The organism is Gillisella taibaishanensis (assembly GCF_001938985.1).
In the GTDB taxonomy this organism is placed as follows: Bacteria; Pseudomonadota; Alphaproteobacteria; order Rhizobiales; family Rhizobiaceae; genus Allorhizobium; species Allorhizobium taibaishanense.
The window spans coordinates 175,925-195,494 of the sequence record NZ_MKIN01000019.1; the positions used below are offsets into that span (position 1 = coordinate 175,925).

The window sequence follows — 19,570 nt, forward strand, 5'->3', positions numbered from 1 at the left end:
GGGTTATCGAGCCGCGCTTCATGGCCGAACAGGAAGGGAAATGACAATGATCACGACAATGCGCCGGGAAATCGACGAGATTCCCGCAGCCGTACGCCGCATGCTGCGCGACAGCCGAGACAGCATCAATGAAGCCGGCTCCATGCTGCGTAAGCGAGATCCTGCCGTCCTCGTCAGCATTGCCCGCGGCTCTTCCGATCATGCGGCGCATTTCCTCAAATATGCCTTCGAGCTAGAACTGGGACTTGTGGTCGCCTCCATCGGCCCTTCGCTTGCCTCGATCTATCAGGCACCGCTGAAGCTTGATCGCGCCGCGGCTTTGGCGATTTCGCAGTCAGGCGCCAGCCCTGATCTGCTGGCTTTGGCCAATACGGCAAAAACCGGTGGTGCTAAGACCGTCTGCCTGGTCAATACGATTTCCTCGCCCTTGGCAGCGGCCTGTGACGTAGCCGTCGATATTCACGCCGGGCCAGAAATTGCCGTTGCCGCTACCAAATCCTTCGTCAACTCGATTGCGGCTGGGCTTTCGCTGCTAAGCATCTGGAGCGGCAATGCCGCCCTCGTGGCGGCAGTCGAGGCTTTGCCTGATCATCTGGAGCAGGCGCTTTCCCTGGATTGGAGCGGTTTGGTCGAGACGCTACACGGCGCCGATTCGCTTTATATGCTTGGCCGCGGGCCGTCGCTCGCCATCGCCTGCGAAGCCGCCTTGAAATGCAAGGAAACGTCGGAACTGCATGCCGAGGCCTATTCCTCCGCCGAGGTGCTGCATGGTCCGGTGTCGCTGGTGTCAGCTCATTTCCCAATCATTGCCTTCGCCGCCCGCGATAAGGCTGAGTCTTCTATTGCGGCAACGGCCAACGGGCTCGCTGCAAAAAACGCCTCAGTATTCCTGACATCAGCGTCAGCAAAGGAGGCGAGCCGCCTGCCCTTCGTTGAAACAGGCCATGCGCTAACCGATGCGCTCGCGCTGATTGTTCCCTATTATGGCATGGTGGAATCACTGTCGCGGGCCCGGGGGCTTAATCCGGATAAACCCGTTGCCCTCAAGAAAGTAACTGAAACGCGATGATCCCTTCCCTGCCCGCCTCTTTTTCCTTTGCCGTCACGGGAGGGAAGGTCTTCGATGGGGCGCAGTTTCATGACGGTAAAGCGCTGATCATTGCCGATGGTCGGATTGTAGAGGTGGCTGACCTGCGGGCGGTTTCCTCTGACCTACCCCGCGTCGATGCTGCCGGCACGCTGGTGGTCCCCGGCTTTGTCGATCTGCAGGTGAATGGCGGCGGTGGCGTCCTGCTCAACAACCAGCCTGACCTGGATGGAATCCGGACGATCTGCGCCGCTCACGCACGCTTCGGCACCACCGCCCTGCTGCCGACGCTGATCACCGATAGATCGGAGTTACGCGACGATGTGCTGGCGCTCGGCCGTGATGCCGTTGCCGCCATGATTCCGGGCTATCTCGGTTTGCATCTCGAAGGGCCACATCTGTCGCTGGCACGCAAAGGCACGCATGATCCATCGCTGATTCGTCCGATGCGGGATGAAGATTTGGCAAGGTTGGTGGCGTCGGCTGGCACGTTCGGCCAGGCGCTGATTACTGTTGCACCTGAAAGCGTGACCGTGCAGCAGGTTCTAGCGTTGGTCGCCGCTGGCTACCATGTCAGCCTTGGCCATACCGACACGAGTTGCAGCAAGGTCAGCGACTATGTCGATGCCGGCGTGACACTGGTCACGCACCTTTTCAACGCTATGAGCCAAATGGGCAATCGAGAACCGGGCCTGGTTGGTGCTGCGCTGAATTCTGGAGCGCTGCATTGCGGGCTGATTGCCGACGGCTTCCATGTCGACCCGGTATCGATGCAGGTGGCCTTGCGGGCGAAGCGTGGCCCGGGCCGGATTTTTTTGGTCACGGACGCCATGTCGAGCATAGGCACCAACGAAACCGGCTTCATGCTGAACGGCCGCCAGGTCTACCGCCGCGACGGCCGCTTGACACTTGCGGATGGTACGCTTGCCGGTGCTGACATCGACATGCTGTCCTGCGTGCGTTTCGTTCGGGACAAGATCGGTCTATCGCTTGAAGAGGCGCTGAACATGGCCTCGCTCTATCCGGCAGATGCCATTGGCGCAGCAGCAAAGGGACGCCTTGCGCCTGGTGCGGACGCAGATTTCCTGCTGTTGACGCCGACGCTCGATCTTCTGTCGACCTGGATCGGCGGGACATGCATGTACCAGGCGAGCGAAACACGTCAGGGGGCGCGGGCATGATTGTCTGTTTCGACATCGGAGGCACCACCATCAAAGGTGCTATTGCTTATTCTCCAGAGGACATCCGTCCGGTTCCACGGCAGCCGACACCTGGTGATGATTTCGAAGCGTTCGTCGACGTTTTGCGCTCCGTGATATCGGAGGCAGAGGACGCACCCTTGTGTGTTTCGCTATCGATTTGCGGTGTCATAGATCCCGATACAAGGCGGGCCATTGTTGCCAACATTCCCTGCATTCATGGTCGCCTGTTGCAGCAAGATCTGGAGACCGCACTGGGTCTGCCCGTTTTGATCGCCAATGATGCCGACTGTTTTGTAATTGCCGAAGCAGGGCTCGGCGCAGGGCGTGGCCATCGGGTGGTTTTCGGTATTATTCTTGGCACTGGCGTCGGCGGCGGGTTGGTGATCGACGGCAAACTGATCAACAGCGACGGCGGCTTTGCCGGGGAATGGGGCCACGGCCCAATTGCCGCAACCGAAGTCGGCGATCCCCCGGTTTCTATTCCGCGCTTTCAGTGTGGTTGCGGCCAAAAAGGCTGCATTGATGCCACCTGCAGCGCCCGTGGACTCGAGAAGCTGCATGCGCACCTCACTAGCGAGAGTAGCACGAGTGAAATGATTGTAGATGCCTGGGGGAAGGGTGAGGCAAATGCCAGCCGCACGATCGGCGTTTATGTTGAACTGCTCGCCGGGCCGTTGGCGCTTGTCATCAATATGACGGGAGCAACAATACTGCCGGTTGGTGGCGGTCTCTCCAACGTATCGGCACTGATTGCAGCAATCGACAAAGCCGTTCGACAGCGGATCTTACGAAAGTTCCAACGGCCAATCATCGTCCCGGCTCAATGCAGGATAGAGCCGGGCTTGATTGGCGCGGCGCTGCTCGGTTTGGCAGCAATGTCTTGACGCTCCGCTGTCGACTGTTGCTGCATTTCTTCCCTTAGATCATGATGATCAGGGCTGCGACGAACACAAAGGCAGCAGCGCAAGTCATGATAGGAAGTGCTGAAAAAACGCGCTGGCGCAGATCGTAAACCGAGCCCATGAACGGCCGGGGTAATTCAGCCTGCCGCAACCCGATTGAAGGGATCAAGCGTTCGATAACAGTCATGATCAACCCTCAAAGAATAGGAAAGAAGCCGCCGAGAATGACAGCGTGATAATCGAACCGGTTTCGATCATTGTCTTCAACAGCGGAGTCCTTGCAGATTTTCGCGTCATCTCTTGGTGTAGCTTGCGATGCCTTTAACGGCTGAGTGTCCGCTTGATTGGCGCGATGCCTGGTCAAACCAAAAAGGTCGAAAGAGAACATGCTGGCAGCAATCGGCATTTTCTTCCTCCTGAAAATTATCGGTCGGCCTTGCGAAAGCTTTTCATTGTTTCGCCTGATTATGGTGACAGGCGGTGTGGCTCACGTCAATATTGTCTATAAAATTAGTATTCTATATGAAACAGGAAAAGGAGCAATTTCATCTTGAAAAAGCCCGAGACTGCAAATCATTCTTCAAAGGAGAGAGTGTGATGTTGCGTTTGATAAACGCATCTTTAGCGTCCAATCGCAATTTACCCATTTTGGAGCGACACGGTTAATCCGGTCGATGTATTTTCAACAGATCTAATTTTCATATCACTGCAGCACGGAAAGATCACGATGACGCGTTCCCGCCTGACAGCGGAATTGGAGCAGATGACGGCCGAGGGCGAAGGACCCGACGCCGCAACGTGTTCGTCTGCGCCCCGCACCTGCCGTCCCGTCCGCCATCCCGACAGCACAAGGGCGATGATCCTGGAGGCTGCGATCCAGGAATTTGCTGCCAAGGGCTTAGCTGGGGCAAGGGTGGACGCCATTGCGCTGCGGTCTAAAACCAACAAACGTATGCTCTACCATTTCTTTGGAGACAAGACTGGGCTCTACATCGCAGTGCTGGAGGCCGTCGTCACCCATGTCACTTCATCCATGCGGGGGCTAAACCTTGCCAACCGCGATCCCGTCGACGGCATCCGCGCGCTTGTCTTGCATAATTGGCACTATCTTCTTGCCCATCCTGAGTTTGTTAGTCTCCTGGCGGGCGAAAATCTTCTGAAGGGCGAGTATTCTAAGCGCTCGAACATGATCTCGTCGCTACATGGTCCCGTTTTTGCGAAAATCGAAAATTTGCTGCAACGCGGTGCTGCGCAAGGCGTATTTCGAGAAGGGATTAGCCCAACCACGGTTTATATGACTTATGCTGGTCTGGGGTTCTTCTATATCAGCAACCGCCACACGGTGGAGACGAATCTTAATCCCGACGTCTGGACCTGCGGCTCGATCGAAGCCTGGGGTGAACATATAGTTGCCGTCACCCTTGCCTTTCTTAGGACGGGCGCGAACTCGACATCCGTTTAGAAATAGCAGATCTCAGGCGTTGCCGATGCATCTTCCGCGTCACCCCTCCTCGCTGCCCGCAAAAGTCTTGCGAACGATACCGTGACGCTGCAGCTTGTCGTAAAAGGTCTTGCGAGGAATTTTCAGTGCCTCAATGGTTTTGCGTACATCGCCATCATAGCGGCTGAGGGCCTCACGCATGACCTCCGCCTCGAATTGATCGACGCGTTCAGGAAGTGAAAGATCGCTGATCTTCGCTGACAAAACTTGATTATTCGACGGCTCGACGTCTTCCAGACCCAGCACGAACCTTTCGGCAAAATGGGTGAGTTCCCGCACATTCCCCGGCCAGTCATGATCGCGCAGATAGCGCTCGACCCACGCCGAGACCGGCGGCGGCTCCCGCCGAAATCGTGCGGCGGCGCGTTCGATAAAATGGGCGAAGAGTAGCGGTACGTCGGGCCGCCGCTCTCTGAGAGGCGGTATCGTCAACGTGACCACATTCAGGCGGTAATACAGATCTTCACGGAATCCCCCGCGCTGGGCCGGATCGCCGAGATCGACTTTCGCCGCCGCAACCACCCTCAGATCGACTGGACGCACGTCATTGATGCCGAGTGGCGACACCTCGCGCATTTCAAGAACGCGCAACATCTGCACCTGGGTGGAGGCTGGCATACTCTCGATTTCGTCGAGAAATAAGGTGCCGCCACTCGAATGCTCGATACGGCCGATGCGCCGCTTTTGCGCACCGGTGAAGGCGCCGGCTTCGTGGCCGAACAACTCGCTTTCAATCATACTTTCCGGAAGCGTACCGCAGTTGAGCGCGACGAAGTTGCCTTTTGCCCGCCGGCTCCAGCTGTGCAGCAGGCTGGCCACCACTTCCTTGCCGCTACCGGTTTCCCCGGTCACGAGAACGTCGACATCGGTATCGGCGATTTGCCTGAGTGTTCGCCTTAGCCGCTCCATCGCCGGTGTCTGGCCGATCAGCGGCAGTCCATCCTGGGCGGCATCGGCGACCAGGCGGAGCTTGCGGTTTTCCAGCACCAGCCGGCGCATCTCAGCCGCACGATGCACGCTTTGTTGCAACCTGTCCGTAGCGAAAGGCTTGGTGATGAAGTCATAGGCACCGTCCTTGATCGCCTGTACTGCCATGGCAATGTCGCCATGCCCTGTTACCAGAATGACAGGCAGATCGTGGTCGAGCACTCTAATCCGGCGAAACAATTCCAGCCCGTCGATATCAGGCATGCGGATGTCGGTAACGACAACCCCGCCGAAGTCACCGGAGATTGACCGCAGGGCTTCAACAGGGCTCGAAAAGGCGGTGACGGAAAATCCGGCAAGTTCCAGGGTTTGGGTCGTTGCCGCCAGAAGATCGCGATCGTTGTCGATCAGGATGACTCTGGCGCCCCTATCCGGCTCTGTCGAACTCATGATTGATCTGCCTTCAAAAGGTGAATGCTGAAGCGGGTACCAGACGCAGTGCTGGTCACGTCGATCCGTCCGCCATAGTCGCTGATAATGTCGCGCGAGATCACCAGCCCAAGCCCAAGGCCTTGCGCCTTCGATGTGGTAAAGGGTGTAAACAACAACCGACGAATGTCTTCCGGGATACCCGGACCGTTGTCTTCGACAGTTACAACGACATCTTCCAGCCCCTCCTCCACCTGAACGTCCACTTTAGCGTCGTTGCGATATTCCAAGGCCTCGATCGCGTTCTGGAAGAGGTTGATCAACACTTGCTCCAGGCGGACACGATTGCCCTTGACGGTGAGATCAGGGTCGATCGCGCCAATGGCCAAGGCGTCCAGCCGCCCGGCAAAGCGGCTGCGCAACAGCATGACGGCGCCTTCGATGGCAGCGCCGAGCGGAACCGGCTCCGGCGGGGTGCGGCCCTTGCGCGCAAAGGCCTTCAACTCCTCGGTTATGGTGCCGATCCGTTCTGTCAGATTTGCAATGGCAGTGAGATTGCCCGTGGCCTGTTCAGGCTGAGCCCTGGCGAGAAAGACGCGGGCATTATCGGCATAAGCGCGGATTGTGGCGACCGGCTGGTTTATCTCATGGGCGACACCGGCCGCGACCTGGCCAAGGATAGCCAATCGGTTTGCCTGCACAAGCTCCTGCTGTACGCCTTGCAGCCGCTGCTCCGTCGCCTTGTGGCCGGCAATTTCCGCTTCCAATCGGTCGCGTGCCTGCGATAGGTCACTTGTGCGCTCGTCGACCCGCCTTTCAAGCTCCAACTGGTCGGCCTGGGCACGGGCCAGCCTTATGACGGTCGCCTGTCTTCGCCAGAGGATCAGCGCGACGAGCAGGAAGAACGGTGCGAGTACGGCAAGCGTCAAAAGTCGCCATTCGCGCACGGTAGCGGCTATCGCAGGCTCTGTTGGAACGAGGTAGTTCAGGTGCCAGCCAGTGCTCGGGACTGCAATTGAGAGGTCGAGATAATCGGCCGGTGTCCCGCCTGGAAAGACCGAACGAACCAACATTTCGTCGGGCCGGGTCTCTGGCCCGAATGGCTCGGCGCGATTGATCGGCAAGGCACGCAGCGGCGCATCACCAAACTGCAGACTGGTACGGATCTGGTCAAGCTCATCTGGCGGTAGTGCCTGCAGGGTCATGAACCGCCAGGAGGACAGGCTCGAAATCAGCACGACGCCGCGGCTGTCCGTGACGAAAGCCGCCCGGCCCTCCTCGCGCCAATCGGTTTCCAATTGATCGAATTCCGCCTTGACCACGACGACACCCAAAGGCGCGTTAGTTGGCCCGACACGTCGAGAAATATACAGCCCGGGTCGTTTGCTGATGCTTCCAAGGGCGAAATGTTCGGCCGTACCGTCCGTCATCGACCGGCGGAAATAATCACGGAAGGAATAGTCGACGCCGACGAAGCTCACAGGCTCGCGCCAGTTGCTGGAGGCGATGGCGCGGCCTGTCGCATCTGTAACATAGAGAACCGACGCACTCGTCCCCGCGACCAATCTTTCCAGCTTATCGTTCAAGCGATCAACGGCTGAGGCCGTGTGCTGGCTGAGAGCATCGACGACCTGCTGATCCTCCGACAGGAGCAGCGGCAAAGAGCGCGGTCGCTCCAGCACTGCCCGAAGGAACGCGACCTTCAGATTCGCGCTGATGCGTGCCTGGTCCGAGAGATCGTCAAGGGCTGCGTGACGCGCATAATAGCCAACAAGCGTAAGCGACAGCACAGTTATGACGCAGGCCATGACCGCAAGTAAAAGCCAGGGCTTGCGAGGCGCCTTTGCATAAGCAGCGGTCTGAGCGGGACTACGAGCCATTATCATCATTAATAACTTTGTGCACTTTTCCGCACACAACGCAAGAGTGCGGGCGGTTTTTCGCTCAAGTTGGCCTCTGCAATCATGGCTCCAATATGGCTTTTCAACGACTTAACGACGCTCAGCATCCTGGCACGGCGATTGCCTAGCCTATGCCAACATCGCTGTTGATGTTGGCAAATTGCATAAGCTCCCGGGAGGCCGATGTTCGGTTGGGAGCGCCTACCGGAGGATCCGATGCAGATTTCGACCCCGACCGCCTCGCACGGCGGCAAGCTTCCATTCTACCGTCACCTTTATTTCCAGGTTGTCGTCGCGATTATCGCCGGCATTGCACTTGGCCATTTTTACCCGCAGACCGGCGAGGCGCTTAAGCCGCTCGGCGACGCCTTCATCAAGCTGGTGAAGATGGTGATCGCGCCGGTCATCTTCCTGACCGTAGCGACCGGTATTGCCGGCATGTCTGATCTTAAGAAGGTCGGTCGCGTTGCTGGCAAGGCGATGATTTACTTCCTGTGCTTTTCGACGCTCGCCTTGATCGTCGGCATGATTGTCTCGAATGTCTTGCAGCCCGGCACGGGCATGCACATCAATCCGGCGACGTTGGATGGAAAGGCCGTTGCGAGCTATGCGCAGCAGGCGCATGATTCGACCATCACCGGCTTCCTGATGAACATCATTCCGGACACGATCGTCGGCGCTTTCGCCAAAGGCGATATTCTCCAGGTCCTGTTCTTCTCAGTGCTGTTCGGCGTGGCGCTGGCCATGGTTGGCGATCTCGGCAAGCCTGTCACCAATTTTCTTCAGGCACTGATGGCACCGGTGTTCAAGCTGGTGGCTATCCTGATGAAGGCCGCACCGATCGGTGCCTTCGGCGCCATGGCATTCACCATTGGCAAATACGGCATCGGCTCTGTCGCTAATCTCGCTTACCTGATCGGTACATTCTACCTGACCTCGGCGCTGTTCGTCCTGGTCGTGCTGGGCGCTGTCGCCCGCTATAACGGCTTCTCCATTCTGGCGCTGATCCGCTATGTGAAAGAAGAACTGCTGCTCGTGCTCGGCACTTCCTCTTCGGAAGCCGCCCTGCCCGGTCTGATGGCGAAGATGGAACGCGCCGGCTGCAAGCGCTCGGTCGTCGGTCTGGTTATTCCGACCGGTTACTCCTTCAACCTTGACGGTACCAATATCTACATGACGCTGGCCGCTCTGTTCATTGCCCAGGCGACGGACATTCAGCTGTCGCTCGGCGACCAGATCCTGCTGCTGCTGGTGGCGATGCTGAGCTCGAAGGGTGCTGCCGGCATCACCGGTGCCGGCTTCATCACGCTGGCTGCTACTCTCTCGGTTGTTCCTTCCGTGCCGGTTGCTGGCATGGCGCTAATCCTCGGCATCGACCGCTTCATGTCGGAATGCCGGGCGCTGACCAACTTCATCGGCAATGCCGTTGCGACCGTGGTTGTCGCTCGTTGGGAAAATGAATTGGACGAGACGCAGTTCAAGGCCGCCATGGCCGGAGAATTGCCAGAGGAAATCGACGTGGTGGCGACACCCGTAGCGGCTGCTGCATAAGCTCTTTCGGTGCCGTCTTCCGGAATACGCAAAGCCCCGGTCTTGCCGGGGCTTTGGCGTTTTTATCGAGGGAGGAAAGTCTTACAGAAGATGATCGGCTGTCGTCGTGGTCGCGGCACTGGCCGTATGCTCATCCAGCGAATAGGCCTTGATATAGTCGATCTTCAATTGCGAGCCATCAGCGAAGTCAGTGGCGCTTGGTGTGCCAGCCATGCCGCCAACTGCCAGGTTGACAACCATATACATGGACTGATGCATGTCCGCCGGCGTGTCGATCTGGCGGACCGCGACATCGTCGACATACCAGGTCAGCTTCGACTCCGTCCACAAGACGCCGTAGGTGTGATAGCCTTCGGTGTCGGTGTAAATCGTCCCAGCATTGGCGACATTGGTGCCTGAAGAGGCGCTATGCGCGGTAACGAAAATTTCTCCCTGCTTCTGTCCGCGCATTTCCATCACATCGAGTTCCGGCGGCCAGTTGCCGTTGGTCGGCAATAACCAGAAAGCCGGCCACGCGCCCTGATCGTTCGGCACGTCGGCACGCATTTCGAAATAGCCATAGGTCTGGCCAAAGGTAGATTCAGTCGTCAACATGCCCGAGGTGTATTTATAGCCGTTGATTTCGCTCTGAACGCTGCTCGATGCGTTGGCGGCGGTAATCGTCAGAACGCCATTGGATACTGAGAACGGATTGACCGACGATGTGCCCGCATAGGAGGGATTGACGTACCATTCGAGTTCGCTGTTATCCGTCAGCGTGCCGCCATTGGCCGCGAACCAGCTATAGCCGGTATCCCAGGTGCCGCTTGTGCCATGATGGAGGGAGAGGCTGTTGAAGTCGTCGGAGAATGTCTGGGTTAGATGCGTCCGATCGAGTGTCAGCTGGAACTGATCCGAGGTGAAATTGGAAATGTTCGTCCCGCTGAACAGGATGCTTTCGCCATGCCCAAGATCGAGCGAAACATCGCTGCCCTTCTGCGTCATGTGGCTGACCACCTGATCGAAGGACGAGTAGTCGTAGTTTTGCAGGCGGATCTTGTCGTCACTGGAAAAATCGGTGATCCGGTCGCTGCCATTGCCCATGCTGAACACGAACGTGTCTGCCCCGCCGCCGCCGATCAGGATGTCGTTGCCGCCATAACCGTCGATTGTCTGGCTGCCGGTGCCCCCGGTGATGATGTTGTTGAGGCCGTTGCCGAAAGCGTAGCGGTTGTCACCCGTCACCACGAGATTTTCGATACCATCTCCGAGCGTATAGCTCATCCAGGTATTGACCGTGTCGATGCCGGAGCCGCCGGCCTCGCTGGCGTGATTGAGCGTGGAATAGAGGTAGTAGACGTCATCGCCCGCACCGCCATTCATGGTGACATTGACGGAGCTGTCGCCATACATCGCGTCATTGCCACTCGAGCCGTTGAGTGTCAGACCGCTGCCCGTCGCGGAATACCAATGGTTCGGATCGCCGCTGTAATAGAGCGCCTCACCCAATGCGTTGAGAAGATATTTGCTGGCCATGCGAACCTCGTCCCGTTGCCGTCATGCCGATAACGGGACTATAGGAGTTTATTCGCATTTGGCCAAACGATCTTTCCCATAATGGCAAGGTTTTTGGAGGTCGGGCAGGCTCACTCTATAAAGTTGCTCCACTTCGGAACAAATTGATCAAAAATGGTCCATCAAATCACACGCCGTAGAGCGCAAGCAGCAGTGGGTCCACGCCGAATAGGACTTCATGGAAGGCGAATAACAAAGCGAACGTGCCGATAACGGTGATCGCCAGAGCAAATACCATGTCGCGGTCGACGCCGAGCCGGGTGCGGCCTGCAACAAAGGCGGCAAAGGGCACGATTGAGGTTTTGCCCGCAAAGTCATTCCAGGCGGTACCGAGCTTGCGGCTGCTGCGCCGCTCCAGAATGATGATCCCGACAAGTGAGAAGATCGCAAAGCCACCGAACAGGACAACGCCACGCAACTCACCGTTTGGGAAGATATGGCCGAATGCCCAGAGGAAAAATCCCCAGAGGACAGGGTGGCGGGTCAGTGCCACGATTGCCCCCGGCTGCTGGTTCTTGCGGAAGGTAATTGACGCAGGATTAGGGCTGCTCAGGCCGCAGATGACGAGGAAAAGGCCTATCGGCGCCAGCGCCAGCGTGATCCAGGCCTGCCATGCCCGATCCAGCCATAGAGCAACATCATCAGCCTCCATGAAAGCGTAAAAGACCCAGACGAGGGTGGCGAGCGACAGCAGCGAATAGAGTGCCATGTAGACGGGCCGTCCGATGAGGCCGATCAGCCTCTGCTTGACCGCAGGCAGGGCCGGCAGGGAATGGAGCGCCAGGAAGCAGAAAAAGGCGAGAAAAAGATCAACCATGCGTCAGTCCAGGAAGAGGTAAGAGGTGCGGCGCCGTCATCAAGGCGGCTTTACCACGCGGCTCTATCGAAACCATCTATCCGCCCATTCACGAATGCGCGATTTGCGCAAGATCAAAGCGATGTCCTCACTCGTGCTTTAAAAGCTGACCCAGACACTCACAGACGACCTACATACAGACACGCTCGATAAATACAGACGAAAGTGAAAATCATGAATCTCGCCCTGAAACATCTCGCCGCCGTTGCCCTGCTCAGCGCCGTCGCTACCGTTCCGACCTTCGCTGCCGATTTTGAAATTCACATGTTGAATAAGGGAGCTGACGGTTCGACGATGGTATTTGAACCTTCGGCGTTAAAAATTGCGCCCGGCGATACGGTCACCTTCATTCCCACCGACAAGTCCCATAGCGCAGAGGCGATTGCTGGTCTGGTACCTGAAGGTGCAGAACTGTTCAAAGGCAAGATCAATGATCCCGTGAAGGTGACCTTCACGCAGTCTGGCGCCTATGGCGTGAAATGCGCGCCGCATATGGCTATGGGCATGGTTGCCGTGGTTGTGGTCGGTGACGTGCCTGCAGCAAATGCCGCTGCATTTGCCGCTTCCACCCTTCCGAAGAAGGCAAAGGACAAGCTACAGGCCGAACTCGACTCTTTGCATTAAACCAGCCGGAACTGATCGCCGGAGATGGAAAAGCCGCCGGTCGTCATGACCGGCGGCTTTCCCTATCTGATGTCAGTGAGTGTGGTTATTCGCGTTCGCCCGTAAAATTCAGCAGCAGCTGGAAGATGTTGACGAAATTCAGGTAAAGCGAAAGAGCTCCGAACACGGCGAGCTTCTGCTGGGATGCCTGGCCGATATTCTCGGCATACTGTTCCTTGATGTTCTGGGTATCCCAGGCCGTCAGGCCAACGAACACCAGAATGCCGATGACCGAAATGGCAAACTGCAACGCGCTTGAGCCCAGGAAGATATTGACAACCGACGCGATAACCACGCCGATCAGGCCCATCATCATGAAGGAACCGAATTTCGACAGATCACGCTTCGTCGTGTAGCCGTACAGGCTCATGGCGCCAAACATCGTCGCGGCAATGAAGAAGGTTCGGGCGATGCTGGTGCCGGTAAACACAAGGAAAACCGAGGCCATCGAGAGACCCATGACCGCGCAGAACGCCCAGAACGCCATTTGCGCAGCACTGGCCGACATGGTCTGAAGGCGGAACGAGAAGAAGAATACGAAGGCCAGAGGCGCAAGCATCACCACCCACTTCAGCGGCGACTGGAAAATCGGCACGTAGAGCGCCGGTGTCGTGCCGACGATCAGGGCGACAATGCCGGTGATGACGAGGCCGAGGCCCATATAATTATAGACGCGCAGCATGTGCTGGCGCAGTCCCTGATCGAACTGTGCGCCAGCCTGTGCCTGCGCACCCCAGCCGATTTGTTCTCTATTGACGGGTTCCATATTTGGATCTCCTCTTGATAATGTTAAAACTTGGTAGCCAGCGGCAGGCGCCGGAAATCATGCGAGTTTCCGGCGCTTGCGCCTTTAATAGAGGCTGCGTGCGAGCTGATTGGCGGCGTCCTGCAACTCATCAGCCTGACGGTCCTTCGAGACCAGGGCATAAGCAACTTCGCCGATTTGCCAGTAAGCGGCTTTCGCGCCATCGGCTTGGGCAACCGTCACATTTTGGACGGCGAACGACCCCGTCCGGGCGGCAAATAGGGTTACCTCCGCGCCGCGCTTCGGCTTCAACGCCATTTCGACGCTTGGGCCGAAATCGGAGGGGAATATCTGGCTGTCCGCCACGCTCCAGCCCCCCGGCAACTGCGGGATGACAATGCCAGTGGCGGCACGAATATCCTTGGGATCGAACTGCATGGTTGCAGACTTTGCCGACGCATCTGCTGGCTGTTGCGGATGCAGGCTTTCGCGCAGCACCGTGGCATCGTGGGCCTGCAACGCCTCGCGCACAAAGGCTGGTGTCGGGACAGAAGCGACAACCGGGGTAGCACCGAATGGATTGATGAGAGAATGGCCAACCCATCCCGCCCCGATCAGCAGCACGACAGAAGCCACGCGCCGAAGCACCACCGAGCGCCCGCGTTGTTGAAGGGCCTGCTCCAGTCTCCGCGCCGCAGCCCTTGTCTGCAGCCTCGGGACGTCGTCACCTTTTGCTGAAAGTGCAAGCCGCAACTCGTCGCGCACCCGCAGATCCGCCATCATCCGCGCCGCCGCATCGGGCTTGGCAGACAGATGTGCCTCGACTTCGATCCGCCGTTGGGCGGTCAACTGATCGTCGATATAGGCCTGCAGATCGCAATCCTGGATCGGATCATGGTGTTTTGTCATCGTTACCTCCGACGATACGCAGATTGACAGGGCCAGTCGCGTGGGGGCGATCCTTGCCTTTGGACGTTCCCGTGGAATGGCCCATAGCCTGACCATTGACCGGCCCGTCGTTTTTGTCCTGCGCGACGGGTGCTGGCAGTGCCTTGCGGCTTTGCTTTGCGTCCGTCGCCTCAAACTCCCGCAGACGGCCCCTCGCCCTCGACAGCCGTGACATCAGTGTGCCCACTGGAATTCCCAGCACCTCTGCCGCCTCCTGGTAGGAGAGCTCCTCGATCGCAACGAGATGCAGAGCCTGCCGCTGCTCTTCGGGCAGATCCATGAAAGCGCGCCGCAATTGTGTGAGCCGCACTGTCTGCTCCTGCCCGCCATCGATCACGGGATCGACAAGATCAGCAGCGGCGGCATCGCGCCGGGCGCCCGACTTCTTCCTGCGCAGGGCGTCGACATGAGCATTGTGCAGAATGGAAAACAGCCAGGAACGGATATTGCCGCCGCTGCGGAAGCTCTGCTGATGCTCGTAAGCCTTTACCAAGGCATCATTGACGAGGTCTTCGGCATCATCCGCGTTGCGCACCAGTGACAAGGCGTAGCGCCGGAGCGCTGCCAATTGTCCGATCACATCGAATGAGCCGTTTTTCGTGTTCATGCCCTATATACGCAGCCGTCCCTCACCCTATTCCAGGGCACGAAACTTTTTTTGCAAAAAAGGTAGACCGGGCAACATTGAGCGCGCGGCTCATCCATCACGAAAATTTCAAGGGTGCGACAATTTGATTATTGGCATTTTCGGATGTGCCAAAGCGCGAAATTGTGCCGATCCCATCTCGCAACTGCGAAGAAACACGTCATTAGAACCCACTGAATCACAAGGGTTTTCCGTTCGCGATCGATTGGTCTCAAAGAATGACACGCACTCGATGTCAGGACACCATTCCTACATTAGCAACAGCGCCTGCGACAAAACGCGCATTTAATCTGCGCGGAAAAGGATTAATTCGCCCTCATGCGCTTGATGAGAGTCAAAGTAATGAAAAAATTCCCGATCTTATCCTCCCTAATGCTTTTGCCCCTGTTGCTGCTTTCGGGCTGCAATCTGGTCGTTATGTCGCCTGCTGGCGATATTGCAGCGCAGCAACGCGATCTCGTGGTTTTCTCGACCGCTTTGATGCTGCTCATCATTATTCCGGTGATCCTGCTCACCCTGTTTTTCGCGTGGAAATACCGCGCATCGAATAAATCGGCGATCTATCTGCCAGACTGGAACCACTCGACCAAGATCGAAATATTGGTGTGGTCCGCGCCAATTGCCATCATCGTCGTTCTGGCATCGGTCACCTGGATCTCCACCCACAAGCTCGATCCTTATCGCCCGCTTGAGCGGATTGACGCCGAACGCGCTATTCCCGCAGACGTAAAGCCGCTGACGGTGGAAGTCGTCGCGCTCGACTGGAAGTGGATGTTCATCTATCCGGATCTGGGGATCGCCACGGTTAACGAGCTGGCGGCGCCGGTCGATGTGCCGATCAATTTCAAGATCACGGCCCAGTCGGTGATGAACTCCTTCTACATCCCTGCCCTCGCCGGCCAGATCTATGCCATGCCTGGTATGCAGACCAGCCTGCACGGCGTGATCAATAAGGAAGGCGTCTATGACGGCTTTTCCGCGAACTATTCGGGCGCCGGCTTCTCGCATATGCGCTTCAAGTTCCATGGTATGAGCGACAAGGGCTTCGCCGATTGGGTTGCCCAGGTGAAAGCCAATGGTACCGCCCTCAACCGAGACGCCTACATGAAGCTCGAAAAGCCGAGCGAAAAGGATCCTGTTCGCTACTTCGCTTCGGCTGACAAGGACCTTTTCAACGCCATCATCAACATGTGTGTCGACCCTGCGAAAATGTGCGCGAGCAACATGATGCATATCGACATGATGGGCGGCGCCGGCAAGGAAAGCGCAGAGAACCGCGAAAAGCTGCAGTACGACAACCGCGGCGTCGATCTCAGTGTCAGCCCTAGCCACGGTGCGGATGCAGATGCTTCCAAGCATTCTGAAGCCGCCCCTGCGACAGACAGCATGCCGGTTGCTTCGACCACCGACGCTGCCGCAAAGGATGCTGGCAATCATGCGACCCATTCCATGGCCGGGCACTCCATGCCTGGAATGGACATGTCCGGGATGGACATGCCGGCCACCGACAACGGCGCGACCGCGCCCGCTCAGCCGAAAAACTGAGCAGGCGACACCGCGAGATTCAACATAAACGGGGCTTCCCATGTTTTCTAACCCAGACCTTATGAAGTTTATCTTCGGCCGGCTGACGCTCGATGCGATCCCGTATCATGAGCCCATTCTGATCATGACATTCGTGGCCGTTGCGCTCGGCGGTGGTGCCGTGCTGGGCGCCGTGACCTATTTCCGCCTTTGGGGCTATCTCTGGAAGGAATGGTTCACCAGCGTCGATCACAAGAAGATCGGCGTCATGTACGTCATCCTGGCGCTCATCATGTTGCTGCGCGGCTTTGCCGACGCGTTGATGATGCGTGGCCAGCAGGCCATGGCGTTCAACGGAAACGAAGGCTTCCTGCCGCCGCACCACTATGACCAGGTCTTTACCGCGCACGGCGTTATCATGATCTTCTTCATGGCGATGCCTTTCGTGACCGGCCTGATGAACCTTGTGGTTCCGCTTCAGATCGGCGCGCGCGACGTGTCCTTCCCGTTCCTCAACAACTTCTCCTTCTGGATGACGGTTGCCGGTGCTGTGATTGTGATGATTTCGCTGTTCGTCGGCGAATTCGCCCGCACGGGCTGGCTGGCCTATCCGCCGCTGTCGGGTGGTGACTACAGCCCTGGCGTCGGTGTCGACTATTATATCTGGGGCCTACAGGTCGCGGGTGTTGGTACGACGTTGTCAGGCATCAATCTGATTGCGACGATCGTCAAGATGCGCGCTCCCGGCATGACCATGATGAAGATGCCTATCTTCACCTGGACCTCGCTCTGCACCAACGTGCTGATCGTTGCCAGCTTCCCGATCCTGACCGCGACTTTGGCTCTGTTGACGCTCGACCGTTATGTCGGCACCAACTTCTTCACCAATGATCTCGGCGGCAATCCGATGATGTATGTGAACCTGATCTGGATCTGGGGTCACCCGGAAGTCTATATCCTGGTTCTGCCGGCCTTCGGCATCTTCTCCGAAGTGGTTTCGACCTTCTCGGGCAAGCGCCTGTTCGGCTACACGTCCATGGTTTATGCAACGGTCTGCATCACGGTCCTGTCTTATCTGGTCTGGCTGCACCACTTCTTCACCATGGGTTCCGGCGCCAGCGTAAACTCGTTCTTCGGCATCACCACGATGATCATCTCGGTTCCGACAGGCGCCAAGATCTTCAACTGGCTGTTCACGATGTATCGTGGCCGCATCCGGTTCGAAGTTCCTATGCTCTGGACCATGGGCTTCATGGTGACCTTCGTCATCGGCGGTATGACCGGCGTTCTGCTGGCCGTTCCCCCGGCTGACTTCGTGCTGCACAACTCGCTGTTCCTGATCGCCCACTTCCATAATGTCATCATCGGCGGCGTGGTCTTCGGTCTGATGGCTGGCGTAACCTTCTGGTTTCCAAAGGCATTCGGCTACAAGCTCGATCCGTTCTGGGGCAAGATGTCCTTCTGGTTCTGGCTGGTCGGTTTCTACTTCGCCTTCATGCCGCTCTACGTTCTCGGCCTGATGGGCGTAACCCGCCGCATGAGCCAGTTCGACGATCCGTCTTTGCAGATCTGGTTCATCATCGCCGCCTTCGGCGCCTGCCTGATCGCACTTGGCATCGCCTCGTTCATCATCCAGCTCGTCGTCAGCTACTTGCGACGTGCAGAACTGGCTGACCTGACGGGCGATCCGTGGAACGGCCGTACGCTGGAATGGTCGATTTCCTCGCCGCCGCCGGCCTATAACTTCGCCTTCACCCCAGTTGTCCACGATACGGATGCCTGGGACGACATGAAGAAGCGTGGCTATAGCCGTCCGCTGCTTGGCTTCAAGCCGATCCACATGCCGAAGAACACCGGAACGGGTGTCATCCTGGCGGGTCTCAGCGTCGCCATGGCATTCGGTCTGATCTGGTACATGTGGTGGCTCGCCATTGCGTCCTTCGTGGCCATCGTTGCGGTCTCGATCTCGCACACCTTCAACTACAACCGCGACTTCTACATCTCCGCCGAAGAGGTGGTGAATACCGAGGCTACGCGGACCGCGCTTCTGGCAAGGAAGGGATGATCTGATGGATCCCAGAACTTTAAAAACCGCAAAGCCGGAATTCTACCTGACGGAGGAGCATCATCCGGAAAGCAGCACGAACCTTGGGTTCTGGCTGTATCTGATGAGCGACTGCCTGATCTTCGCGATGCTGTTTGCCACCTATGCCGTTCTCGGCCGCAATTATGCGGCCGGTCCGGCCCCGGCTGACCTGTTCGACCTGAAGCTGGTTGCTATCAACACCGCGATGCTGCTGTTCTCCTCGATCACCTATGGCTTTGCCATGCTGTCGATGGAAAAGAACAACAAGACCGCGACGCTGTTGTGGCTGGCCGTGACAGGCCTGTTCGGCGCGGTGTTCATCACGCTCGAACTCTATGAGTTCATCCACCTGATCCATGAAGGAGCAGGTCCGCAGCGCAGCGCCTTCCTGTCGTCCTTCTTCACCCTGGTGGGTACCCACGGCCTGCACGTTACCTTCGGTATCGTCTGGTTGGTCACGCTGATGTCCCAGGTCGCCAAGCATGGCCTTATCGAAGCAAACCGTCGTCGCCTGATGTGCCTGTCGATGTTCTGGCACTTCCTCGACGTTATCTGGATCGGCGTATTCTCCTACGTCTACCTGCTGGGAGTGATCGGATGAACGACCAAACGCACGCACATCCCCATGGCCACGGCCATGGTCACCACCATGGCGGCCATGAGGCCAGCCACGGCTCGATGAAGACCTACATGATCGGCTTCATCCTGTCGGTGATCCTGACGGCCATCCCCTTCTATCTCGTGATGACCGGCGTGATCGACAACAAGGCTCTTCTGGCTGGCATCGTCATGGGTCTCGGCGGCATTCAGGTCGTAGTTCACATGATTTACTTCCTGCACATGAACACCAAGTCCGAAGGCGGCTGGAACATGATGGCGCTGATCTTCACGATCATCGTCGTCGTCATCGCGCTGTCCGGTTCGCTTTGGGTCATGCATCATTTGAACACCAACATGATGCCGATGAGCCCGGACATGATGCGAAACGTGCCCTAAGGCAAAAAATAAAGGCGGGCGGCATGAAAATGCCGCCCGATCCGTTTGAGGA

At 57.6% G+C, this 19,570-nt stretch carries 19 protein-coding genes and 1 pseudogene; 11 read left to right on the top strand and 9 right to left on the bottom strand.

Going from position 1 to position 19,570, the window contains the following annotated elements; all coding sequences use genetic code 11:
* Positions 1–46: 46 nt before the first annotated feature.
* From BJF91_RS04305 to BJF91_RS04315, 3 genes are read left to right on the top strand one after another with little or no spacing between them, the layout of a single operon-like run.
* Positions 47–1,069, top strand: a complete 1,023-nt coding sequence (locus BJF91_RS04305) for an SIS domain-containing protein (RefSeq protein ID WP_075613248.1) — start codon at positions 47–49, stop codon at positions 1,067–1,069.
* The gene (gene nagA, locus BJF91_RS04310) at positions 1,066–2,268 is read left to right on the top strand and encodes an N-acetylglucosamine-6-phosphate deacetylase (protein ID WP_075613249.1); all 1,203 of its coding nucleotides are present in this window, start codon (positions 1,066–1,068) and stop codon (positions 2,266–2,268) included. The genes BJF91_RS04305 and nagA overlap by 4 nt, the downstream gene beginning before the upstream one ends.
* Positions 2,265–3,173, top strand: a complete 909-nt coding sequence (locus BJF91_RS04315) for an ROK family protein (RefSeq protein ID WP_075613250.1) — start codon at positions 2,265–2,267, stop codon at positions 3,171–3,173. Before nagA ends, BJF91_RS04315 begins: the two co-directional genes overlap by 4 nt.
* 34 nt (positions 3,174–3,207) lie before the next feature.
* Here BJF91_RS04315 and BJF91_RS24965 read toward each other — a convergent pair whose 3' ends face one another.
* Complete coding sequence (locus tag BJF91_RS24965; protein ID WP_162843833.1) at positions 3,208–3,378, bottom strand: hypothetical protein; 171 nt, start codon at positions 3,376–3,378, stop codon at positions 3,208–3,210.
* 9 nt (positions 3,379–3,387) lie between these two features.
* Positions 3,388–3,597: a hypothetical protein gene (locus BJF91_RS04320; RefSeq protein WP_075613251.1), complete on the bottom strand. Its 210-nt coding sequence runs from the start codon at positions 3,595–3,597 to the stop codon at positions 3,388–3,390.
* Between the two features lie 321 nt (positions 3,598–3,918).
* Between BJF91_RS04320 and BJF91_RS04325 the strand changes: the two genes are divergently transcribed.
* The gene (locus tag BJF91_RS04325; RefSeq protein WP_234801540.1) at positions 3,919–4,653 is read left to right on the top strand and encodes a TetR/AcrR family transcriptional regulator; all 735 of its coding nucleotides are present in this window, start codon (positions 3,919–3,921) and stop codon (positions 4,651–4,653) included.
* A gap of 39 nt (positions 4,654–4,692) precedes the next feature.
* Here BJF91_RS04325 and BJF91_RS04330 read toward each other — a convergent pair whose 3' ends face one another.
* Both BJF91_RS04330 and BJF91_RS04335 read right to left on the bottom strand, forming a co-directional pair.
* A complete protein-coding gene (locus BJF91_RS04330) occupies positions 4,693–6,069 on the bottom strand; it encodes a sigma-54-dependent transcriptional regulator (protein WP_075613252.1) in 1,377 nt (458 codons plus the stop codon).
* The gene (locus BJF91_RS04335; protein ID WP_234801541.1) at positions 6,066–7,928 is read right to left on the bottom strand and encodes a sensor histidine kinase; all 1,863 of its coding nucleotides are present in this window, start codon (positions 7,926–7,928) and stop codon (positions 6,066–6,068) included. The genes BJF91_RS04330 and BJF91_RS04335 overlap by 4 nt, the downstream gene beginning before the upstream one ends.
* 237 nt (positions 7,929–8,165) lie before the next feature.
* Here BJF91_RS04335 and BJF91_RS04340 point away from each other — a divergent pair, with 237 nt between their 5' ends.
* Positions 8,166–9,500, top strand: coding sequence for a dicarboxylate/amino acid:cation symporter (locus tag BJF91_RS04340; RefSeq protein ID WP_075613253.1), 1,335 nt, complete (start codon positions 8,166–8,168; stop codon positions 9,498–9,500).
* An 81-nt stretch (positions 9,501–9,581) separates the two neighbouring features.
* On the opposite strand, the gene eglC is transcribed toward BJF91_RS04340, so the two are convergent.
* Together eglC and BJF91_RS04350 are read right to left on the bottom strand one after the other, a co-directional pair.
* Positions 9,582–11,015, bottom strand: a complete 1,434-nt coding sequence (gene eglC / locus BJF91_RS04345; protein ID WP_075613254.1) for an endo-1,3-1,4-beta-glycanase EglC — start codon at positions 11,013–11,015, stop codon at positions 9,582–9,584.
* Positions 11,016–11,181: 166 nt separating this feature from the next.
* On the bottom strand, positions 11,182–11,871 hold the full coding sequence (locus BJF91_RS04350) for an NnrU family protein (protein ID WP_075613255.1): 690 nt from the start codon (positions 11,869–11,871) through the stop codon (positions 11,182–11,184).
* Positions 11,872–12,084: 213 nt separating this feature from the next.
* Between BJF91_RS04350 and BJF91_RS04355 the strand changes: the two genes are divergently transcribed.
* Complete coding sequence (locus BJF91_RS04355) at positions 12,085–12,534, top strand: pseudoazurin (protein WP_075613256.1); 450 nt, start codon at positions 12,085–12,087, stop codon at positions 12,532–12,534.
* A gap of 85 nt (positions 12,535–12,619) precedes the next feature.
* Here the strand turns inward: BJF91_RS04355 and BJF91_RS04360 are convergent, their stop codons facing one another.
* From BJF91_RS04360 to BJF91_RS04370, 3 genes and pseudogenes are all read right to left on the bottom strand, one after another.
* Entirely contained in the window at positions 12,620–13,339 is a 720-nt protein-coding gene (locus BJF91_RS04360) for a Bax inhibitor-1/YccA family protein (RefSeq protein ID WP_075613257.1), read from the bottom strand.
* Positions 13,340–13,423: 84 nt separating this feature from the next.
* The gene (locus BJF91_RS04365; protein ID WP_075613258.1) at positions 13,424–14,227 is read right to left on the bottom strand and encodes an anti-sigma factor family protein; all 804 of its coding nucleotides are present in this window, start codon (positions 14,225–14,227) and stop codon (positions 13,424–13,426) included.
* A 169-nt stretch (positions 14,228–14,396) separates the two neighbouring features.
* A pseudogene (locus tag BJF91_RS04370) lies at positions 14,397–14,873 on the bottom strand (sigma-70 family RNA polymerase sigma factor); the annotation flags it as partial.
* 257 nt (positions 14,874–15,130) lie between these two features.
* On the opposite strand from BJF91_RS04370, the gene BJF91_RS25265 reads away from it, so the two are divergent.
* Genes BJF91_RS25265 through cyoD form a run of 5 tightly spaced genes read left to right on the top strand, consistent with a single transcriptional unit; the run spans position 15,131 to position 19,518 of the window.
* Positions 15,131–15,463 (top strand): hypothetical protein, encoded by a 333-nt coding sequence (locus tag BJF91_RS25265; RefSeq protein ID WP_234801549.1) that lies wholly within the window; start codon positions 15,131–15,133, stop codon positions 15,461–15,463.
* Positions 15,348–16,457 (top strand): ubiquinol oxidase subunit II, encoded by a 1,110-nt coding sequence (gene cyoA / locus BJF91_RS04375; RefSeq protein WP_234801546.1) that lies wholly within the window; start codon positions 15,348–15,350, stop codon positions 16,455–16,457. Before BJF91_RS25265 ends, cyoA begins: the two co-directional genes overlap by 116 nt.
* Positions 16,458–16,497: 40 nt before the next feature.
* On the top strand, positions 16,498–18,501 hold the full coding sequence (gene cyoB / locus BJF91_RS04380) for a cytochrome o ubiquinol oxidase subunit I (RefSeq protein ID WP_075613260.1): 2,004 nt from the start codon (positions 16,498–16,500) through the stop codon (positions 18,499–18,501).
* A gap of 4 nt (positions 18,502–18,505) precedes the next feature.
* Entirely contained in the window at positions 18,506–19,123 is a 618-nt protein-coding gene (cyoC, locus tag BJF91_RS04385) for a cytochrome o ubiquinol oxidase subunit III (protein WP_075613261.1), read from the top strand.
* Positions 19,120–19,518, top strand: coding sequence for a cytochrome o ubiquinol oxidase subunit IV (cyoD, locus tag BJF91_RS04390; RefSeq protein ID WP_075613262.1), 399 nt, complete (start codon positions 19,120–19,122; stop codon positions 19,516–19,518). Before cyoC ends, cyoD begins: the two co-directional genes overlap by 4 nt.
* The last annotated feature ends 52 nt before the right edge of the window (positions 19,519–19,570 follow it).